Origin of the sequence: Pseudovibrio exalbescens DSM 16456, from assembly GCF_000422785.1 — a bacterium.
In the GTDB taxonomy this organism is placed as follows: domain Bacteria; phylum Pseudomonadota; class Alphaproteobacteria; order Rhizobiales; family Stappiaceae; genus Pseudovibrio; species Pseudovibrio exalbescens.
Genome location: NZ_AUGS01000001.1, coordinates 19,561 through 35,461, shown reverse-complemented (window position 1 = coordinate 35,461; position 15,901 = coordinate 19,561). Strand labels below are relative to the sequence as shown.

The 15,901-nt window shown below is 55.2% G+C and carries 13 protein-coding genes; 7 read left to right on the top strand and 6 right to left on the bottom strand.

Going from position 1 to position 15,901, the window contains the following annotated elements:
• Positions 1-140: 140 nt before the first annotated feature.
• From G512_RS0100165 to glsA, 3 genes are read left to right on the top strand one after another with little or no spacing between them, the layout of a single operon-like run.
• Positions 141-1,541, top strand: coding sequence for a glutamate decarboxylase (locus G512_RS0100165; protein ID WP_028479944.1), 1,401 nt, complete (start codon positions 141-143; stop codon positions 1,539-1,541).
• Positions 1,542-1,570: 29 nt separating this feature from the next.
• Positions 1,571-3,085: a putative glutamine/gamma-aminobutyrate antiporter GadC gene (gene gadC / locus G512_RS0100160; protein ID WP_407636258.1), complete on the top strand. Its 1,515-nt coding sequence runs from the start codon at positions 1,571-1,573 to the stop codon at positions 3,083-3,085.
• A 13-nt stretch (positions 3,086-3,098) separates the two neighbouring features.
• Positions 3,099-4,040, top strand: coding sequence for a glutaminase A (glsA, locus tag G512_RS0100155; protein ID WP_036487849.1), 942 nt, complete (start codon positions 3,099-3,101; stop codon positions 4,038-4,040).
• Between the two features lie 63 nt (positions 4,041-4,103).
• Here glsA and G512_RS0100150 read toward each other — a convergent pair whose 3' ends face one another.
• Complete coding sequence (locus G512_RS0100150) at positions 4,104-4,310, bottom strand: DUF2061 domain-containing protein (RefSeq protein WP_028479941.1); 207 nt, start codon at positions 4,308-4,310, stop codon at positions 4,104-4,106.
• A gap of 122 nt (positions 4,311-4,432) precedes the next feature.
• Between G512_RS0100150 and G512_RS0100145 the strand changes: the two genes are divergently transcribed.
• Positions 4,433-5,281 carry a helix-turn-helix domain-containing protein gene (locus tag G512_RS0100145; protein ID WP_028479940.1) on the top strand — a complete coding sequence of 283 codons (849 nt, stop codon included), beginning with the start codon at positions 4,433-4,435 and terminating at the stop codon, positions 5,279-5,281.
• Here G512_RS0100145 and G512_RS19475 read toward each other — a convergent pair.
• Entirely contained in the window at positions 5,278-6,363 is a 1,086-nt protein-coding gene (locus G512_RS19475) for a capsular polysaccharide export protein, LipB/KpsS family (protein WP_028479939.1), read from the bottom strand. The genes G512_RS0100145 and G512_RS19475 overlap by 4 nt on opposite strands.
• A gap of 80 nt (positions 6,364-6,443) precedes the next feature.
• Positions 6,444-7,349, bottom strand: a complete 906-nt coding sequence (locus G512_RS0100135) for a LysR substrate-binding domain-containing protein (protein ID WP_028479938.1) — start codon at positions 7,347-7,349, stop codon at positions 6,444-6,446.
• Between the two features lie 138 nt (positions 7,350-7,487).
• Here G512_RS0100135 and G512_RS0100130 point away from each other — a divergent pair, with 138 nt between their 5' ends.
• Positions 7,488-8,471 carry a TDT family transporter gene (locus G512_RS0100130; protein WP_028479937.1) on the top strand — a complete coding sequence of 328 codons (984 nt, stop codon included), beginning with the start codon at positions 7,488-7,490 and terminating at the stop codon, positions 8,469-8,471.
• Here the strand turns inward: G512_RS0100130 and G512_RS0100125 are convergent.
• A complete protein-coding gene (locus tag G512_RS0100125; protein WP_162143350.1) occupies positions 8,468-9,301 on the bottom strand; it encodes a Cof-type HAD-IIB family hydrolase in 834 nt (277 codons plus the stop codon). The two genes, G512_RS0100130 and G512_RS0100125, sit on opposite strands and share 4 nt — an antisense overlap.
• 87 nt (positions 9,302-9,388) lie before the next feature.
• Entirely contained in the window at positions 9,389-10,108 is a 720-nt protein-coding gene (locus G512_RS0100120; RefSeq protein WP_028479935.1) for an SDR family NAD(P)-dependent oxidoreductase, read from the bottom strand.
• 183 nt (positions 10,109-10,291) lie between these two features.
• Here G512_RS0100120 and G512_RS0100115 point away from each other — a divergent pair, with 183 nt between their 5' ends.
• A complete protein-coding gene (locus G512_RS0100115) occupies positions 10,292-11,824 on the top strand; it encodes a cryptochrome/photolyase family protein (protein WP_028479934.1) in 1,533 nt (510 codons plus the stop codon).
• Here G512_RS0100115 and G512_RS0100110 read toward each other — a convergent pair.
• On the bottom strand, positions 11,815-13,371 hold the full coding sequence (locus tag G512_RS0100110; protein WP_051268655.1) for an FAD-binding domain-containing protein: 1,557 nt from the start codon (positions 13,369-13,371) through the stop codon (positions 11,815-11,817). The two genes, G512_RS0100115 and G512_RS0100110, sit on opposite strands and share 10 nt — an antisense overlap.
• Positions 13,372-14,240: 869 nt before the next feature.
• On the opposite strand from G512_RS0100110, the gene G512_RS0100105 reads away from it, so the two are divergent.
• A complete protein-coding gene (locus tag G512_RS0100105) occupies positions 14,241-15,893 on the top strand; it encodes a BCCT family transporter (protein WP_036487841.1) in 1,653 nt (550 codons plus the stop codon).
• Positions 15,894-15,901 lie beyond the last annotated feature (8 nt).

Genomic DNA, 15,901 nt, shown 5'->3' with positions numbered 1-15,901 from the left:
TCAAACGCAAGCTAGCCACTTCTCAAAACACTATTTCCCAATCACGCCGGGAGGCGCCAGGTTCGCATGCAAGCCGCACGAATTGGACCTCATCCCGCGCGCTTGGGACGCTGCAACCCAATGCAGGAAGGACCACCTCCATGACTGTCAACAAACGCGATGAACTTCGCTACAGCGTGCTGGATAGCATCTTTGCCGGGCGCGATGTCGCCAAACCGTTGCCAAAATACGACTTTCCCGAGGACGAGCACAACGCACATGAAATCATGCAGGTTGTGCTGGACGAGTTGTATCTTGACGGCAACCCGCGCCAGAACCTCGCCACCTTTTGTCAGACATGGGAGGAGGAAGAGGTTCACAAGATCATGGACATGGCCATTGACCGAAACATGATCGACAAAAGCGAATACCCACAAACGGCCGAACTGGAGATGCGCTGTGTGCACATGCTGGCTGATCTCTGGAACTCGCCAGAGGCGACTGTCACGGTAGGAACATCAACCACCGGCTCGTCTGAGGCCTGCATGCTGGGCGGACTCGCAGCCAAGTGGCGGTGGCGAGAGCGCCGTCAGGCGGAGGGAAAGCCGACTGACAAGCCCAACCTTGTCTGCGGTCCGGTGCAGGTTTGCTGGCACAAGTTCTGCAGGTATTGGGATATAGAACTGCGCGAGCTGCCCATGGAGCCCGGTGCATATCACATGACGCCGGAAAGCATGTTATCCGCAGTAGATGAGAACACCATCTGTGTTGTACCCACATTTGGGGTCACCTACACAGGCCAATATGAGTTCGTTGAGCCATTGTCCAGAGCGCTGGATGACTATGAAAAACGAACCGGCATCAATGTTGATATCCATGTAGACGCAGCCTCGGGCGGCTTTCTCGCCCCATTCTGTGCACCGGATATCCTTTGGGACTTCCGTCTACCTCGAGTCAAATCCATCTCGACATCCGGTCACAAGTTCGGCCTTGCCCCCTTGGGTGTCGGCTGGGTGGTCTGGCGAGATGAGCAGGAGCTTTCCAAAGACCTTGTTTTCTCGGTTCCTTATCTTGGCGGAGAAGTCGGGACACTGGCCATCAACTTTTCACGTCCCGCCGGACAGGTCATCGCACAATACTACCTTATGAACAGACTCGGCCGAGAGGGGTATCGCAGGGTTCAAAAGGCCTGTTATGACACGACCAAATGGCTGGCGCGGGAAATATCCAAACTTGGTCCCTTCGAGTTCATCAATGACGGCGACCCGGAGGCAGGCATTCCAGCCGCCTGCTTCAAGGTACGCGATGGCGCCAGCCTGCCCTACTCGCTGTATGATCTCAGCGCCAAGTTGCTTGAACGCGGCTGGCAGGTACCGGCCTTCAAACTCCCCGCCAACACTCAGGATACTGACATCATCCGCATCATGGTTCGGCAAGGCGTCAGTCGCGACTTGGCAGCTCTGTTGCTGGAAGACATGCAACGCGCCATCGCCCATTTCGAGCAGCATCCGGTGTCTGTGCCGATGACCGAAAAAGAACGTGGTTCTTACAAGCACAATTGATCCAAACGTCCCCAGCCAAGTTGGAGGTGATCATGTCAGAAGCTGTTTCAACCAAGACAGGGCAGCCCAGCGCGGCTGGGGTCGTCAAGATCTCAGTATTCACGCTTGCCATCATGAACGTGGCCGCAGTAGTGAGCCTGCGCGGCCTGCCGGCCGAGGCCGAGTATGGTCTGGGATCCATATTCTACTATCTTTTTGCTGCGGTGTTCTTCCTGATCCCTGTTTCGCTGGTGGCAGCGGAACTGGCATCAGCGCTACCGCAAAAAGGCGGCGTATTTCGGTGGGTTGGCGAAGCATTCGGAACACGCATCGGCTTTCTTGCCATTTGGCTTTTGTGGATTGAAAGCACGATCTGGTTTCCAACTGTTCTCACGTTCGCCGCGGTCTCTCTGGCCTTTATCGGCCCCGACCAGACTTGGGACAAGGCGCTGTCCGCCAACAAGCTTTATGTTCTCGTTACCTGCCTTGTCATCTACTGGGGAGCGACCCTGGTCAACCTGCGCGGCGTCTCGGCGGGCGCCAAACTCAGCAAATACGGCGCGCTCATTGGTACCATCATCCCCGGTGGCATCATCATCTTGTTCGGCATGTTATGGCTCGCCATGGGCAATCCCATTCAAATGCCCGTTCGTGAAACCGATCTGATCCCGGACCTGACCAACCTCAATAACCTTGTTTTGGCTTCCAGCATCTTTCTGTTTTACGCAGGCATGGAAATGAACGCCGTCCACGTAAAGGAGATCGACGATCCTTCACGCAATTACCCCAAGGCCATCTTCTTATCATCTATCATTACGGTAGCCCTGTTTGTCCTCGGCACCTTGGCGATTGGCTTCATCATCCCGCAAAGTGAGATCAATCTCACCCAAAGCCTGCTGGTTTCCTACTTCGACTACTTTGATGCGTTCGGACTTGGGTTTCTGGCCCCGATAATGGCAGTTGCTCTGGCCATTGGTGTGCTTGCCGGCGTATCAACCTGGATTGGAGGCCCCAGCCGCGGCTTGTTGTCGGTTGGCCATGCGGGCTACCTGCCGCCATTCATGCAGAAAGTGAACAAAAATGGTGTTCAGGTGAACATCCTGCTCATTCAAGGAGCCATTGTCACCATCCTCGTTCTGTTGTTTGTCATCCTGCCCTCTGTTCAGGCGGCCTATCAAATCCTCTCCCAACTCACGATCATGCTTTACCTGATCATGTACATGCTCATGTTTGCAGCGGCTATCTATCTACGTCTGAGAAGCCCGAACCTCAAACGCCCCTACAACGTGCCCGGCGGGACAATCGGCATGTTCATTATCGGGGGTGTGGGTTTGGCGGGCGCCCTGCTCGCTTATGGCCTCAGCTTTCTTCCTCCAGCCCAGATTGCTGTTGGCAGTCCGGCCGCGTGGGTAGGCTTGCTGGTTCTCGGCAACGTGGTGTTCGTTGCGATGCCGTTTATTATCTATGCCATGCGCAAGCCAAACTGGAAGATGGAAACGGACGACGACGCACTGGAGCCATTCACCTGGCAACACACCGGGTCAAAGGCAGCGGACACAGCCTGAGGAGACACCCACCATGTCCAGCCCCTACACCACTGAGCTTCTGACAGACACGGTGAAACAGGCACACGAAAAGGCCCGAAATCAGACTGGCGGTGAAAACGCCAGCTACATCCCTTATCTGGCTTCAGTAGACGAAGACCTGTGCGGCGTGGCGATCGCTACCGCTGATGGACGTTTGTTCGAAGCAGGTGACAGCCGATATGAATTCGCCATTGAGTCCATATCCAAAGTATTCACGCTGGCAACTGTGATGGATTCAATCGGCTCCGAGGCTCTTCGCGAAAAGGTTGGAGCGAACCCAACGGGAATGCCTTTCAACTCGGTGATAGCTGTTGAACTCGCCAAGGGCAAACCCATGTCGCCACTGGTAAACGCCGGTGCCATTGCAACAGCCAGCCTTGTGCCCGGAGATACCGCTGACGAACGCTGGGACAGGATATTGAAAACACAATCCGCATTTGCCGGGCGCCAATTGTCCTTATCTGAAGAAGTCAACCTGTCTGAGCAGACCACCAACTTCCATAATCGTGCAATTGCTTGGCTGCTTTACTCAGCCGGAACTTGCTATTCCGACCCCATGGAGGCGCTCGACATCTACACGCGGCAATGTTCCACCCTTATCACCGCCGTTGATCTGGCCATCATGGGCGCCACACTCGCCAACCATGGCGTGAACCCGGCAACGCAGGAACAGGTGTTGCATCCAGATAATACCGCACACATCCTTGCTGAAATGATGATGGAAGGCCTGTACACTGCCTCCGGTGATTTCGCCTACACCGTCGGTTTGCCGGGAAAGAGCGGCGTCGGCGGAGGCTTGCTGGCCATAGCACCCGGCAAACTGGCCATTGCTGGGTTTGCGCCACCACTTGATGGTAATGGCAATAGCGTTCGTGGGCAGGTTGCTGTCCGCGCTGTTGCCAAACGGCTCCGGCTCAATCTCTTCCAAGGATAGGCCTCCACCATCAGATCCGCGGACAGCAGGATCACCTGGTTTCAAAACGCTTAATACACGGGCTCAGGCCTTGACCCGCCCCCAATTGATCCGCGCCCAGATCCGTTCATAGACGAAATAGGTTGTGAACCCAATTCCCGCATTGACGAGAGCCATCAGCCCTCCCGTCAGATAAGAGCCGGTAAACAGGAAACCCACACCCATCATAACGACCAACCCGGTGAGCTGCCAAAAACAGGACTTCACGATCGTTCTGAGTTGCGTATCCATGATTACTCCTTGATTCCATAGGGTTACATACCGCGTTTAGCGGAAACGCCCCTGTTTCAGAAGGCATTACCTTCTTTACAAATACCTGCATTTGTTTATTTAATTAAACCATGACCTATAAAATGGACAAACGTGAGCGCGCAGCCCGTTTCCGCAATCGTCTGCAACAGGCGCTGGAGAACTCCCGCATGAGCCAGAGCGCCCTGGCCAAGACCATTGGCGTTGAACGCTCTACGATCTCGCAACTGCTCAATGGGCAGGACGCCCGTCTTCCGAATGCCCATGTCGTTGGAGAATGTGCCGCCGTGCTCAATGTCAGCGCGGACTGGCTGTTGGGCCTGACTGACATGCCGCAACAAGCCGGGGACTTGTTGCGTACATCTTTCGCAATGCCCAAAGCCGCACGCGCAGCTGCAGACGAAGAGATATTCAACTGGCATCAGGAGGCTGCCGGCTACAAGATCCGCCATGTGCCTGCAACCTTGCCGGATATGCTGAAGATACGCGGTGTCCTGCGCTGGGAGTATGCAAGTCACTTCGAAGGATCACCCGACGATGTGATTGCGGCCTACGAAGAGCGACTTGAACTGCTCAAGGGCCGCGGATCGGATTATGAGATTGCCCTTCCCAAACACGAGATCGACAGCTTTGCCGCCGGCACGGGGTATTATCACGGCCTTTCCGCCGACGTGCGCCGCGCGCAGCTGGAGACGCTTTTGGAAGTTTACGACGAGGTGTTCCCCTCCCTTCGTATTTTCCTTTTTGACGCCAAACGCATTTTTAGTGCCCCCATCACCGTATTCGGCCCCTTGCTCTCGGCAGTCTATATTGGGCAATCTTATATTGTATTCAGGGACAGTGACCGCGTTAAGCTGCTGACCCATCACTTCGACACGCTTATCCGCGAAGCTGAGGTGGATGCCCGTGCCATCCCGGCGTACCTGAACACCCTTATCCGACAGTTCTTTTAGACGCGCGATACAACTGGACGCTCAGGTAATACGAACAGGCGATGCATCAGAAAATGAAGTTCGCGCGGCAACATGTTCTGCCAGGAGGGAGCCTGTTGCGGAAGTTTTTGACGCAAGTAGGCCAGTTGCTCGCAGGCCCTGAAAAAGCTGATGGGCTGGCGCGTCCATGCATCAAAATAGAAAGCATAATCCAGATAAACAGCGGCAATCAGATCATCCAGCGCAGCCAGCGCAGGTTGCGGAGCATCACTGGCTCCACGATCCATGGTAAGCCCACGCTGAGAGAAGAACGGACGCCCCCAACAATGCACGGCACATCCGGCCATCAACGCCTCAAGCCCCAACTGGCTCGAAACACAATGCACTTCTTCCGCAAGATCCAGTAGAAACCACGGGCAGACTGGCTCGCTCAAAACCCGCACTCTGGCATCCGATAAAACCGAGTGTGGCACGCACCCCGACTTGCGTCCACTCACGACCTCCGGATGAACCTTGACGAGGATCGGCCTTTCGCCCGCCTCGCTTAAAACTCCAGACATCATCGCGTGAAAGGTGTCGGGATCAGCGCCCGCGCCAGAAATGGAAACGTCCCCTTGCGTCTGGTCCACGACCAGAATGGCCGTTCCCGGCGAAATACCCGCAAGGCTGGACGGCACATGGTCAGGATCAAACGCGTTGTATTTTGACAGGCGCAACGTCTTCAACTGCGCAATGATCTGGCTGGCGACACTGCGGTTGTCGAGCCCTTTACGCTGCTCGATCAGTCGATCAAGCCGAGAGGTGCGGTACCGATCATAATACATGCCCGTGTCATCAAAGAACAGCGACAGCGCGGGCGATGTCGGCCCCGGATACACCGACCTGAGAAACCCATCTTCAAACGCCAGATACTGGAGCCCATGGCGCTGAGCATAGGCACGAGGATCCTTCAGCACTGGCTTGTACCCCCACCCCGCAACAGCCTTCACGCCCGCAGGAGGCATTGCCGTATGCTTGACATATACCGGCTCACACCCGGTTATGTGGGCGATCTCCCGTCGATAGGCCCACACGCCAGCACCAACTACTGCAATTTTGCTCATCTCCCGGCATCCTCCCAACATGGCAGGCTACCGGTAGCGCAACAACGCGACCATCCTTTCAATCTGGGGAGGGAACGCGCCTAGCGAAGAGGCTGGTTGTGGTCCAGTGACCAATTCCGGGCAAAGTCCAGAAACAGGCTCTGCAGCGATCCCATATACTTTTGCCGGTGGTACAGCATCCAATGCTGGCGTTTCAGCGGCTCAGGGACACGAACCTCAACAACACCACCTTCAGCCAATGCCTGCCGTGCCGACATCCGGGACAAACAGGCCAACCCCAGATTGGCGCTAACTGCGTTCACGATCGCCTCATGACTGCTGAGTTCGAATGCACAATGCCATTCACGCAGTTGCGGAGCCACATGCTGAATGAAAAACTCGCGTGTACCGGATCCCGGTTCCCGCAACACCCAGTCGGTCCCGGCTAGGTCAGCATAAGAAAGCATCCCGCCCTCACCGAGAGGGTTTTGTGGAGAGCATAGCACCACCATCTCATCCTCGTGCCACGGCTCACACACCAAATCCGGCTCGTCGACCCGACCTTCCACAAACGCAATATCGAGTTCAAAACCCAGCAGCATCGTTGCGATCCGCGCTGTGTTGGCGATGACCAGAGATTGCTTTCGGTGGCCTGTTTCATCGCGAAAATGCCCAAGCACAAACGGCAGAACGTGATTTCCAATTGTGTAGCTTCCACCGATATTCAGTTGACCACTCAGCGGATCTGCATCGCTGAGCACTCCCTCGATTTCTTCACTGCGTTCCAGCAGTTCACTGGCAAGGGGCAAGAGCTTGTGGCCTTGCGCATTCAGATGCAGACGGTTGTTGACTCGATCAAACAACCGATGATCCAGCAGGCGTTCCAACTCGGAAAGCGCGGTGCTGACCGCAGGCTTGGACAGATGAAGACGCTCAGCCGCTGCGGTAACAGTTTGCTCTTGCGCCACAGCGGTAAACACTCTCATTTGCTTGAGCGTGATGGACATGGAATTTCCAACCCCAAACGTTCACTAATTACGAATGTCTATTTCAATAGTTTCAAATATTCAAAACAAAATGAAACCTGTATTGAAGGGATCAAGAATATGACGCAGAGCAACCTCTGCCTGAAGAGGGACTTTTGAATGACAACGAAGCTGAAAGAACGGCTTGCTTTCGTGCCGACCCCCATGGCCGGGCTCGCACTTGGCATTGCAAGCCTGGGCTGGAGCTGGGAAAACGCAGGCCAGTTCCACGGACAGATGCAAATGGCAGGAGCCGCAATTGGCGCCGCCCTTCTTCTGATGATCGCGATCAAATTTACCATTCACCCCAGTCGCCTGATGGACGATCTACGCCACCCTGTCGTCGGCAGTGTGGTCCCCACCTTTGCAATGGCCACAATGGTGGTCTCAAAGTCCGTGGCCAGTTGGTCAGTAACCTTGGGTGCAAGCCTGTGGCTCATCGCTGTTGTGTTGCACCTTGGCTTTCTGACAGCCTTCGTCTTTCATCGCGCAAAGGTATTTCGCATGGCGCACATGGTACCAAGCTGGTTCGTGCCTCCGGTGGGTATTATCGTGGCGAACGTTGCCTTTCCCGGCGTTGAGGCCCTGCGCCCATTGGCCAACGGTCTGCTTGTTTTCGGGATTGTGTGTTATGCAATCATGCTGCCGATCATGATGCACCGGTTGATCTTCCACACGAAAGTTCCTGATGCTGCCAAACCGACCCTGGCCATTCTTGCAGCACCGGCCAGCCTGTCGCTCGCCGGCTACCTGACCATGGTTCAAATCCCATCCCCGGTGATCATCGCGGTATTGGCCGGCATCGCGATCCTGATGACGATGCTCATCTACATGGCTTCGGGACGACTGCTCAAACTGTCGTTCACACCTGCCTTCGCTGCCTATACCTTTCCATTGGTGATTGGAGCCACCGCAATGTTCAAGACAGCCAATGTGATGCAGGGTTATGGCATGTCACCGGAATACGTGGCACAGGTTCGCCTCGTCGCCCACTTGGAGCTTTATGTGGCAACCGTGGTGGTTGCCTATGTGGCAGCGCGATACCTGTGGCATTATTCGCCCCTTCATCGTATCGCGCCACCTTATGCGCCACATCACAATTAAAAGGCGACTTCGCCCGCAACCATTTTTTCCAGCATCACCGCGACCCCGTCCTCATCATTGGATGGGGCGTGGAAGCGGGCACTGCCTTTGACCTCGGGACGTGCGTTGGCCATGGCAAATGAGTGGCCAACGCTTTCAAGCAAGGCCCGGTCATTATCGCCATCTCCGAAAGCCGCTGCCTGTCCCCATGTCAGTCCATGGGCGTCCAGCAACTTCTGCGCAGCCTGCGCCTTGTTCAGGCCCTTTGGCACAAACTCCAGATAGGACTCGGTCGTCCGGAAGCAGTCGATATGTGGCTGGACACTAACCGGCAAGTCGGCCGCGATAGCACGCAAGGCTTCATCCTCGCCAATCGCCATGATCTTGATTGCTTTTTCAAGCTGCCCGGGCTCATAGCCAATCTGACGCGGTTCTTGTTGCAAGAAAGCGATACGGCGGCGCGTACGCTCATCCTCCTGATCCGCGAACCAACCAGTCGCATCATGGATTGCGAGCAGAGCATCAAAACCCTGCACAAAACGGCACAACGTTTGCGCTGCTTCTTGGTGGAACTCTCCTGCAAGCTCAACCTCGCCGGTTCCCATATCGCCACAAGCCCCTCCATTCAAAGCAATGTAGGGACCGCCCAAATCCAGATCGCGGCACACACGCTGCACCACATGCGCCGGTCGTCCGGTTGCCAAAACCACCTTCAGGCCCGCCGCCTGTGCCTGTTTAAGCGCAGTTCTCGTGCGGGCAGTAAATTCACCGGAGGAGTTGGCGAGTGTTCCATCAAGGTCAATAAAGACGATTTCAATCGGCGGCTGATCAGCCCCGTTGGTGTAAGCCATATTTGCCATTCCTCTTGTGTCAGAGGACGTTTTAAATCCATTCGCAGGGATTTTCCATAGGTGCTCACGCTAAGGGTAGCCGCGAAATCAGGCTGGAATCGGTTGGCCATCCCACGCAAAGCACTGGCCCGTTTGCTCCGGCCTCAGCTCATCGAGGACATCCAGCAGGCAATTCGCCGAGTATGCCGGTGAAAACAGTTTGCCTTCAGGCACATTTGCCTGAAACGGCGCAGACAAGGAACTGTCTACGGTGCCTGGGTGCAGACCGACGATCACACCCTCCTTGTTCTTGCGAGCATACTCGATACTCGCGGATTTGAGCACCATGTTCAGCGCCGCCTTGGAAGCACGATAGGAGTACCATCCCCCTAACCGGTTGTCAGAGATACTGCCGACCCGCGCAGAAACGGCGGCAAAGGTTGCCGGTTTGCGCCGATGCAGCAGGGGCACGAAATGCTTGAGAACGAGAGCAGGCCCCACGGTATTGACGGCGTAGAGCTTCAACATCGCGTCAGCTTCAAGGTCTCGCCAACTCTTCTCGGGCTGGCACGCATCATCATGAAGCATGCCGCTGGCAACAATGACGCGATCAAGCCCGCCATCCGGTATTGTCTGAGCCGCTGCTTTGATGCTCTCTGGTTTCTCGAGGTCCAGGTATCCCGGTTCGATCCGAGCATCGGAAAACACAGCCTGTCCGCGAGAGAATGCAAAAATCTGGGCTTCCGGATATCGGCGAATGGATTGCTCCACCAACGCACGGCCAATGCCACCGGAAGCGCCCACAATCACGATACGATTGAGTGTCATGGTCCGATCCTTTCCCTGTGCAAGCACCACTTGATACGACCACTTTCGCGCAGAAGATCAAAAAACCTTTGAATAGCAAAGCTCTATCCCTGCCGTACGACAAGAATTGCGTAACACGTCAACGGAAATCCAACCACAGCGCCCTATCCTCTCCCTCAAGCGGACCAACAGGAGAGCCAACCCGTGTCCATATCGCACCTTATCGTCATGCTCGGTGATCAACTAAGCCCTGACATGTCCAGCCTTGAAGGTATGGACAAGGCGACCTCCTTGGTGGTCATGGCGGAGGTGCACACAGAAGCGTCATATGTTGGCCATCACAAAAAGAAGATTGCGTACATCTTCAGCGCCATGCGTCACCATGCCAAGGCGCTGGAGGACATGGGCTGGCATATTGCTTACACCCGCTATGACGATGCACACAACACCGGCGACCTTGTCGGCGAAGTCAAGAGGTTGGCAGCCGACTACCAGCCCGAGCACATCGTTCTTACCGAACCGGGCGAGTGGCGACTTCTGCAAGCCTTCAAGGAACTGGCAGAGGATCTTTCGTGCGATTTGGAGATCAGACCGGATACCCGGTTCGTTTGCAGCCACACCGAGTTCCGTAGCTGGGCCAAAGGCCGCAAGCAACTGCGCATGGAGTATTTCTATCGCGAAATGCGCCGCAAAACGGGTCTGCTGATGGCCGGCAGCGAGCCCGAAGGCGGCCAATGGAACTTCGATCAGGAAAACCGCAAACCGGCTTCCGACAGCCTGTTCATGCCACAACCGTTCAAGGTCTCACCTGACACGATAACACGTGAGGTGCTTGACCTGGTGGAAGCTCGATTTGCCGACAACTTCGGTGATCTGCAACCGTTTTGGTATGCGGTCACCCGCGAAGATGCCCTGAAAGCGCTGGATCACTTTATCGAGGAAGCCCTGCCCCTATTTGGCGACTATCAAGATGCCATGCTTACTGACGAGCCGTTCTTGTACCATTCCCTGCTCGCGCAGTACTTGAACAGCGGCTTGCTGTCACCGCTGGAGATATGCCGCAAAGCGGAACACGCCTACCATGAAGGGCACGCGCCCCTGAACTGCGTGGAAGGGTTCATCCGACAAATCATCGGTTGGCGGGAATACATTCGCGGCATCTATTGGCTCAAAATGCCTGGCTACGTAGACGAAAACGCCCTGGACGCAAACCGAAACCTGCCATGGTTCTACTGGACAGCGGAAACGGACCTGCATTGCCTCAGTCAAGCAATCGGGCAAACAAAGCACCATGCCTATGCCCACCACATCCAGCGCCTGATGATCACGGGAAACTTCGCCATGCTTGTTGGTGTGGAACCCAAACAAATCCATGAATGGTATCTGGCGGTTTATGCGGATGCCTATGAATGGGTAGAGCTACCCAATACCTTGGGCATGAGCCAGTTTGCCGATGGCGGTCTGCTGGCTTCCAAACCGTATGCAGCCAGCGGCAATTACATAAAGAAGATGTCGAACTACTGCGACAGCTGCCGGTACTCCGTAAACAAGAAAACGGGGCCGAACGCATGCCCTTTCAATTCACTGTACTGGCACTTCCTGCAACGAAACGCCGCCAAGCTCCAACAAAATCCACGGCTTGCGCAGGTATACCGAACATGGGCCCGCATGGCTCCGGAAAAGCAAAAGGACTACTTGCAAACGGCAGAGGCTTTTTTGGCTACCCTTCAAGATTGATTGGGGCCGTCAAACAAGAACGACATCTGACCACCATCCCCGCCCCGTGTCTCGGCTTTGCGCCTACTGGCCTTGGGTTTCTGCTGCACCTGCGCTAACCCGCTTTTTCGGCTGCCATGTTTGGTCTGAATGGCAGCCGAACGCAGCTTGAATTCTTCACTCTTGCGCAGCGCCCATATTTTCTGCCGAGCTGCCTTCGCAGCCGACATGTGGTCAACGATCGGAACTGGATAGCTCTTGTCCAGAATTGACGACGCCTCCTCCCACTTCCAGGGCTCATGAATGAACGATGTGGGAACCGCAGCCAGTTCGGGAACCCACCGGCGAACAAACTCGCCACCGCCATCCTGATCATAGCCCTGTTTGACGGGATTGTAGACACGGACAGTATTGATGCCCGTGGTGCCCGATTGCATTTGCACCTGCGGCCAGTGAATACCCGGTTCATAATCCACGAACTGTCGTGCCAGATGAAGGCCCGGCTCCCGCCAGTTAAGCCACAAGTGATAGCTCGCGAACGCCATCAACATGGCCCGCATCCGGAAGTTCACCCAGCCGCCATGGCGCAGATAACGCATACAGGCATCCACGAACGGAAATCCTGTCTGCCCAGCAGACCATGCCGCCAATACAGATTCGTTGCTCACATCACGCAGCCCATCATATGCCGGATGGAGATTTTTAAACTCGATGGAAGGGGCATCCTCAAGTTTCTGCATGAAGTGACAATGCCAATGCAGCCGCCCCGCGAAGGAAGACAGAGACCCTCTCCACCCTTGAGGTGGGTTCGCCTGTTCTTTTAATTCCCTTTGACGTCCCCAGGTCGCTTGCGCAACCTCACGCATGGAAACACACCCATAGGCCAGATAAGGCGACAAGCGCGAACAATGTCTTTCAGCGCTCAAGGGGCTGGACATCGAACGGCGATATGGCCCCGCCCGCTCCGCCAAAAAAGATGACAGTATTCGCTGTCCCTCTCGACGGCCGCCGCGCTGTCGGCCTGGGCAAAAATCTTCTTCCAACCCCAAATCCGCAGCAGTCGGGAGGTGAAACGGCTCATCAAGCACAGGCTCGAGGGTCTTGGGTGCTGGTAAAATGTCCGCCCTCATGAAGCGGTCCCACTTGCGCGCCCACCCATCCCGGCTGGATAGCCCCCGGATCACACCGGTCTGCGGGAACTCATGAAATCGCACCCCATTCAACCGACACCATGCGGATACCGTGCGATCCCGGGCAAAACTCCAACCATTGCCGGTTTCTTCATGGGCCCAAACTCCGGCAACACCACAAGACATTTTGAGTTCATCCAGAACATCGGTCACCGACCCAATACGCAGAATGAGCCCCTGCCCCAATTTGCGCAGGTCCCCGTCAAGTTCCTTCAAGCACTCCTTAACAAAACACCATTGGCGCTCCGAGGCATCAGGCTGTTGCCACAACTCCGGTTCCGCCACATACAGCGGCAAGACGGTGCCATGCTGCATCGCCTCGATCAAAGGGCGATGGTCAGTGATCCTGAGATCTTTCTTGAACCAAACAATCTGCACGCCAACACTTCTCGTTGTTTTCTTCACAGCGGTACGCAGAGCACAGTAAACAGGATCAACTCATCGGTATAAATACAAAACCTAGCAGAAAACCTACAGGATCTGTTCGTTTACTGCGAATGAGGGACGGCCCCACCTCCTTAAACGCATAGTCAAAGATTCTCTCAATTTTGGCTGAATTTGGTCATCAACATGAGTGCAACATCACGATTTCCTAAAAAAAATCATATCAATTTTCGGCCCGATGCCACCTATCAAGGTGCCGTCAAAAATTACTCAACCTCAACCTGCTCGCCAGGTTGAGATCAAATCCGACATGATTAAAAAACCTAATTATGATCAGTAAATTAGTTCACGTAGAATTTTACACGTCGTTGACACGAAACCACCACATTTCGTGGCCCAGAAGCATCGTCAAGGCCCTGCGACCTTGTGGCATCAAATAAGTTATACTACTTATTTTCGGCGTCCGTTCTACGTATTAGCACTATTGACCGACGCTTTCGCGAGGAGTACCCAATATCCTCGAAAGCACCATACAACAGATTTCTCAAAGGCTTCTCTTATGCTGCAAGTCTTTGATTCAGGCGCATAAAACGCTTTCAGTCGGGTGGGGCAGCGCCAGCCACAACACCCAAGAAACAAAAGCGGTCCTCAGGTCGGGCTGCGGATTTTGCAATACAACTTCCAGTCTCCTCGGTGGAGGTGAAACTGGCACCATGCGTGCTGGGTATTGTTGTATTGTGCCTGCGCTTTGACCACCGCTGGAAACAAACAGAACGCGCGATGTTTCGCCCGAGATTTCGGCAAGCGAAACTGGTGTGACGCCTCTCCCATTGAGTGTCCCCGCTGCGCAAAAAAGAGGCATAATGACCGATATTACCGGTACAGACGCAATTCCAGCTCCGGACGGAGCAGTTTCGATCATTGATACAGACTACGAGGTCGGACAGGACAACGTCAGAACCAGAATCGGCCCCTTCGGCCTGGACATTCACCAGCCGGTTTTCCCTATTTCTGGCTTGGTGGTGATCAGTTTTGTAGCGGCAGTTCTGCTGTTTCATGACAGTGTCGGCCCCGTATTCTCAGGCGTGCGCGTTTGGTTGACCTCGAATTTCGACTGGTTCTTCCTGCTCGCTGGCAATGTTTTCGTCGTGCTTGCCTTGGGCATTGCCATCTCGCCGTTGGGTCGCATCCGCATTGGCGGACGCAAGGCGGTGCCCGACTTTGGCTACATCGGCTGGTTTTCAATGCTCTTTGCCGCCGGCATGGGTATCGGGTTGATTTTCTATGGTGTATCCGAACCCATTTCTCATTACTCCAGCGCAATTGACGGGGTTGTTTACGGTGAAGCGGGCCGGACGGACTGGGCACCTTTAGGTGGCGCAGCTGGCAATGTTGCAGAAGCGACGCGCCTCAGCATGGCGGCAACGATTTTCCATTGGGCGCTACACCCGTGGGGGGTATACGCCATTGTCGGGCTGTCTCTGGCGCTTTTCGCTTACAACAAGGGCCTGCCTCTCACGTTTCGTTCTATCTTCTATCCGATCTTCCGCGAAAAGATTTGGGGCTGGCCTGGCCACATCATTGATATTCTGGCCGTATTCGCAACCCTCTCAGGGCTGGCCACCTCGCTGGGGCTGGGCGCTGAACAAGCAACTGCCGGGCTGCAGTATCTGTTTGGCATTGAGCCGACAAGCCTCGTAAAGATCATGCTGGTCATCGGCATCAGTGCCATCGCCATGGCCTCTGTCGTGGCCGGGCTTGATGCAGGCGTGAAGCGTCTTTCCGAAATCAACATGTTGCTCGCTGCCATGCTAGCCCTTTTCATGATCTTGGTCGGACCGACGTGGCACCTGATTACCAGCTTCTTTGACAACATGACGGCTTATCTGGAGCATCTGCCGGCTCTTGCCGCGCCGTTTGGCCGTGAGGACGATCAATTCCGCCAAGGCTGGACTTCGTTCTACTGGGCCTGGTGGATTTCCTGGTCACCGTTTGTGGGCATGTTCATCGCTCGCGTCAGCCGCGGCCGAACAGTGCGCGAGTTTATCGTCAGTGTATTGCTGGTTCCCTCTGTCGTTTCCATCCTCTGGATGACCATTTTCGGCAATTCGGCCATCGACCTAGCAGTTCTGGGGGGTGAACAAGCGATCTTTGACGCCTCCGTGGAGCTGCGCCTGTTCGAAATGCTCAACATTCTGCCATGGGCTCAGTTGACTTCACTCATCGGCATTACGCTCGTGATTGTCTTCTTTGTCACATCGTCTGACTCCGGTTCCCTGGTGATCGATACGATCACAGCCGGCGGCAAGGTCAACGCACCGCTGACACAGCGGGTCTTCTGGGTGATCTTCGTTGGGTTGGTTGCAATTGCGCTGTTGGTTGGTGGCGGCCTGACCGCGCTGCAGGCCATGTCGGTCTCTACCGGCTTCCCCTTCGCTATTGTATTGCTGCTTGCATGTTTCTCCCTGATTTCGGGGCTGAGCAGTGAACCGCGTCTTCCGGCAAAGAAGTCCTGAGGCTCAAC

What these genes read in the sequence shown, in the direction of transcription:
- G512_RS0100165 (WP_028479944.1), top strand. Translation starts at nt 141, where the DNA reads ATGACTGTCAACAAACGCGATGAACTTCGCTACAGCGTGCTGGATAGC.
- glsA (WP_036487849.1), top strand. Translation starts at nt 3,099, where the DNA reads ATGTCCAGCCCCTACACCACTGAGCTTCTGACAGACACGGTGAAACAG.
- G512_RS0100150 (WP_028479941.1), bottom strand. Translation starts at nt 4,310, where the DNA reads ATGGATACGCAACTCAGAACGATCGTGAAGTCCTGTTTTTGGCAGCTC.
- G512_RS0100145 (WP_028479940.1), top strand. Translation starts at nt 4,433, where the DNA reads ATGGACAAACGTGAGCGCGCAGCCCGTTTCCGCAATCGTCTGCAACAG.
- G512_RS19475 (WP_028479939.1), bottom strand. Translation starts at nt 6,363, where the DNA reads ATGAGCAAAATTGCAGTAGTTGGTGCTGGCGTGTGGGCCTATCGACGG.
- G512_RS0100135 (WP_028479938.1), bottom strand. Translation starts at nt 7,349, where the DNA reads ATGTCCATCACGCTCAAGCAAATGAGAGTGTTTACCGCTGTGGCGCAA.
- G512_RS0100130 (WP_028479937.1), top strand. Translation starts at nt 7,488, where the DNA reads ATGACAACGAAGCTGAAAGAACGGCTTGCTTTCGTGCCGACCCCCATG.
- G512_RS0100125 (WP_162143350.1), bottom strand. Translation starts at nt 9,301, where the DNA reads ATGGCTTACACCAACGGGGCTGATCAGCCGCCGATTGAAATCGTCTTT.
- G512_RS0100120 (WP_028479935.1), bottom strand. Translation starts at nt 10,108, where the DNA reads ATGACACTCAATCGTATCGTGATTGTGGGCGCTTCCGGTGGCATTGGC.
- G512_RS0100105 (WP_036487841.1), top strand. Translation starts at nt 14,241, where the DNA reads ATGACCGATATTACCGGTACAGACGCAATTCCAGCTCCGGACGGAGCA.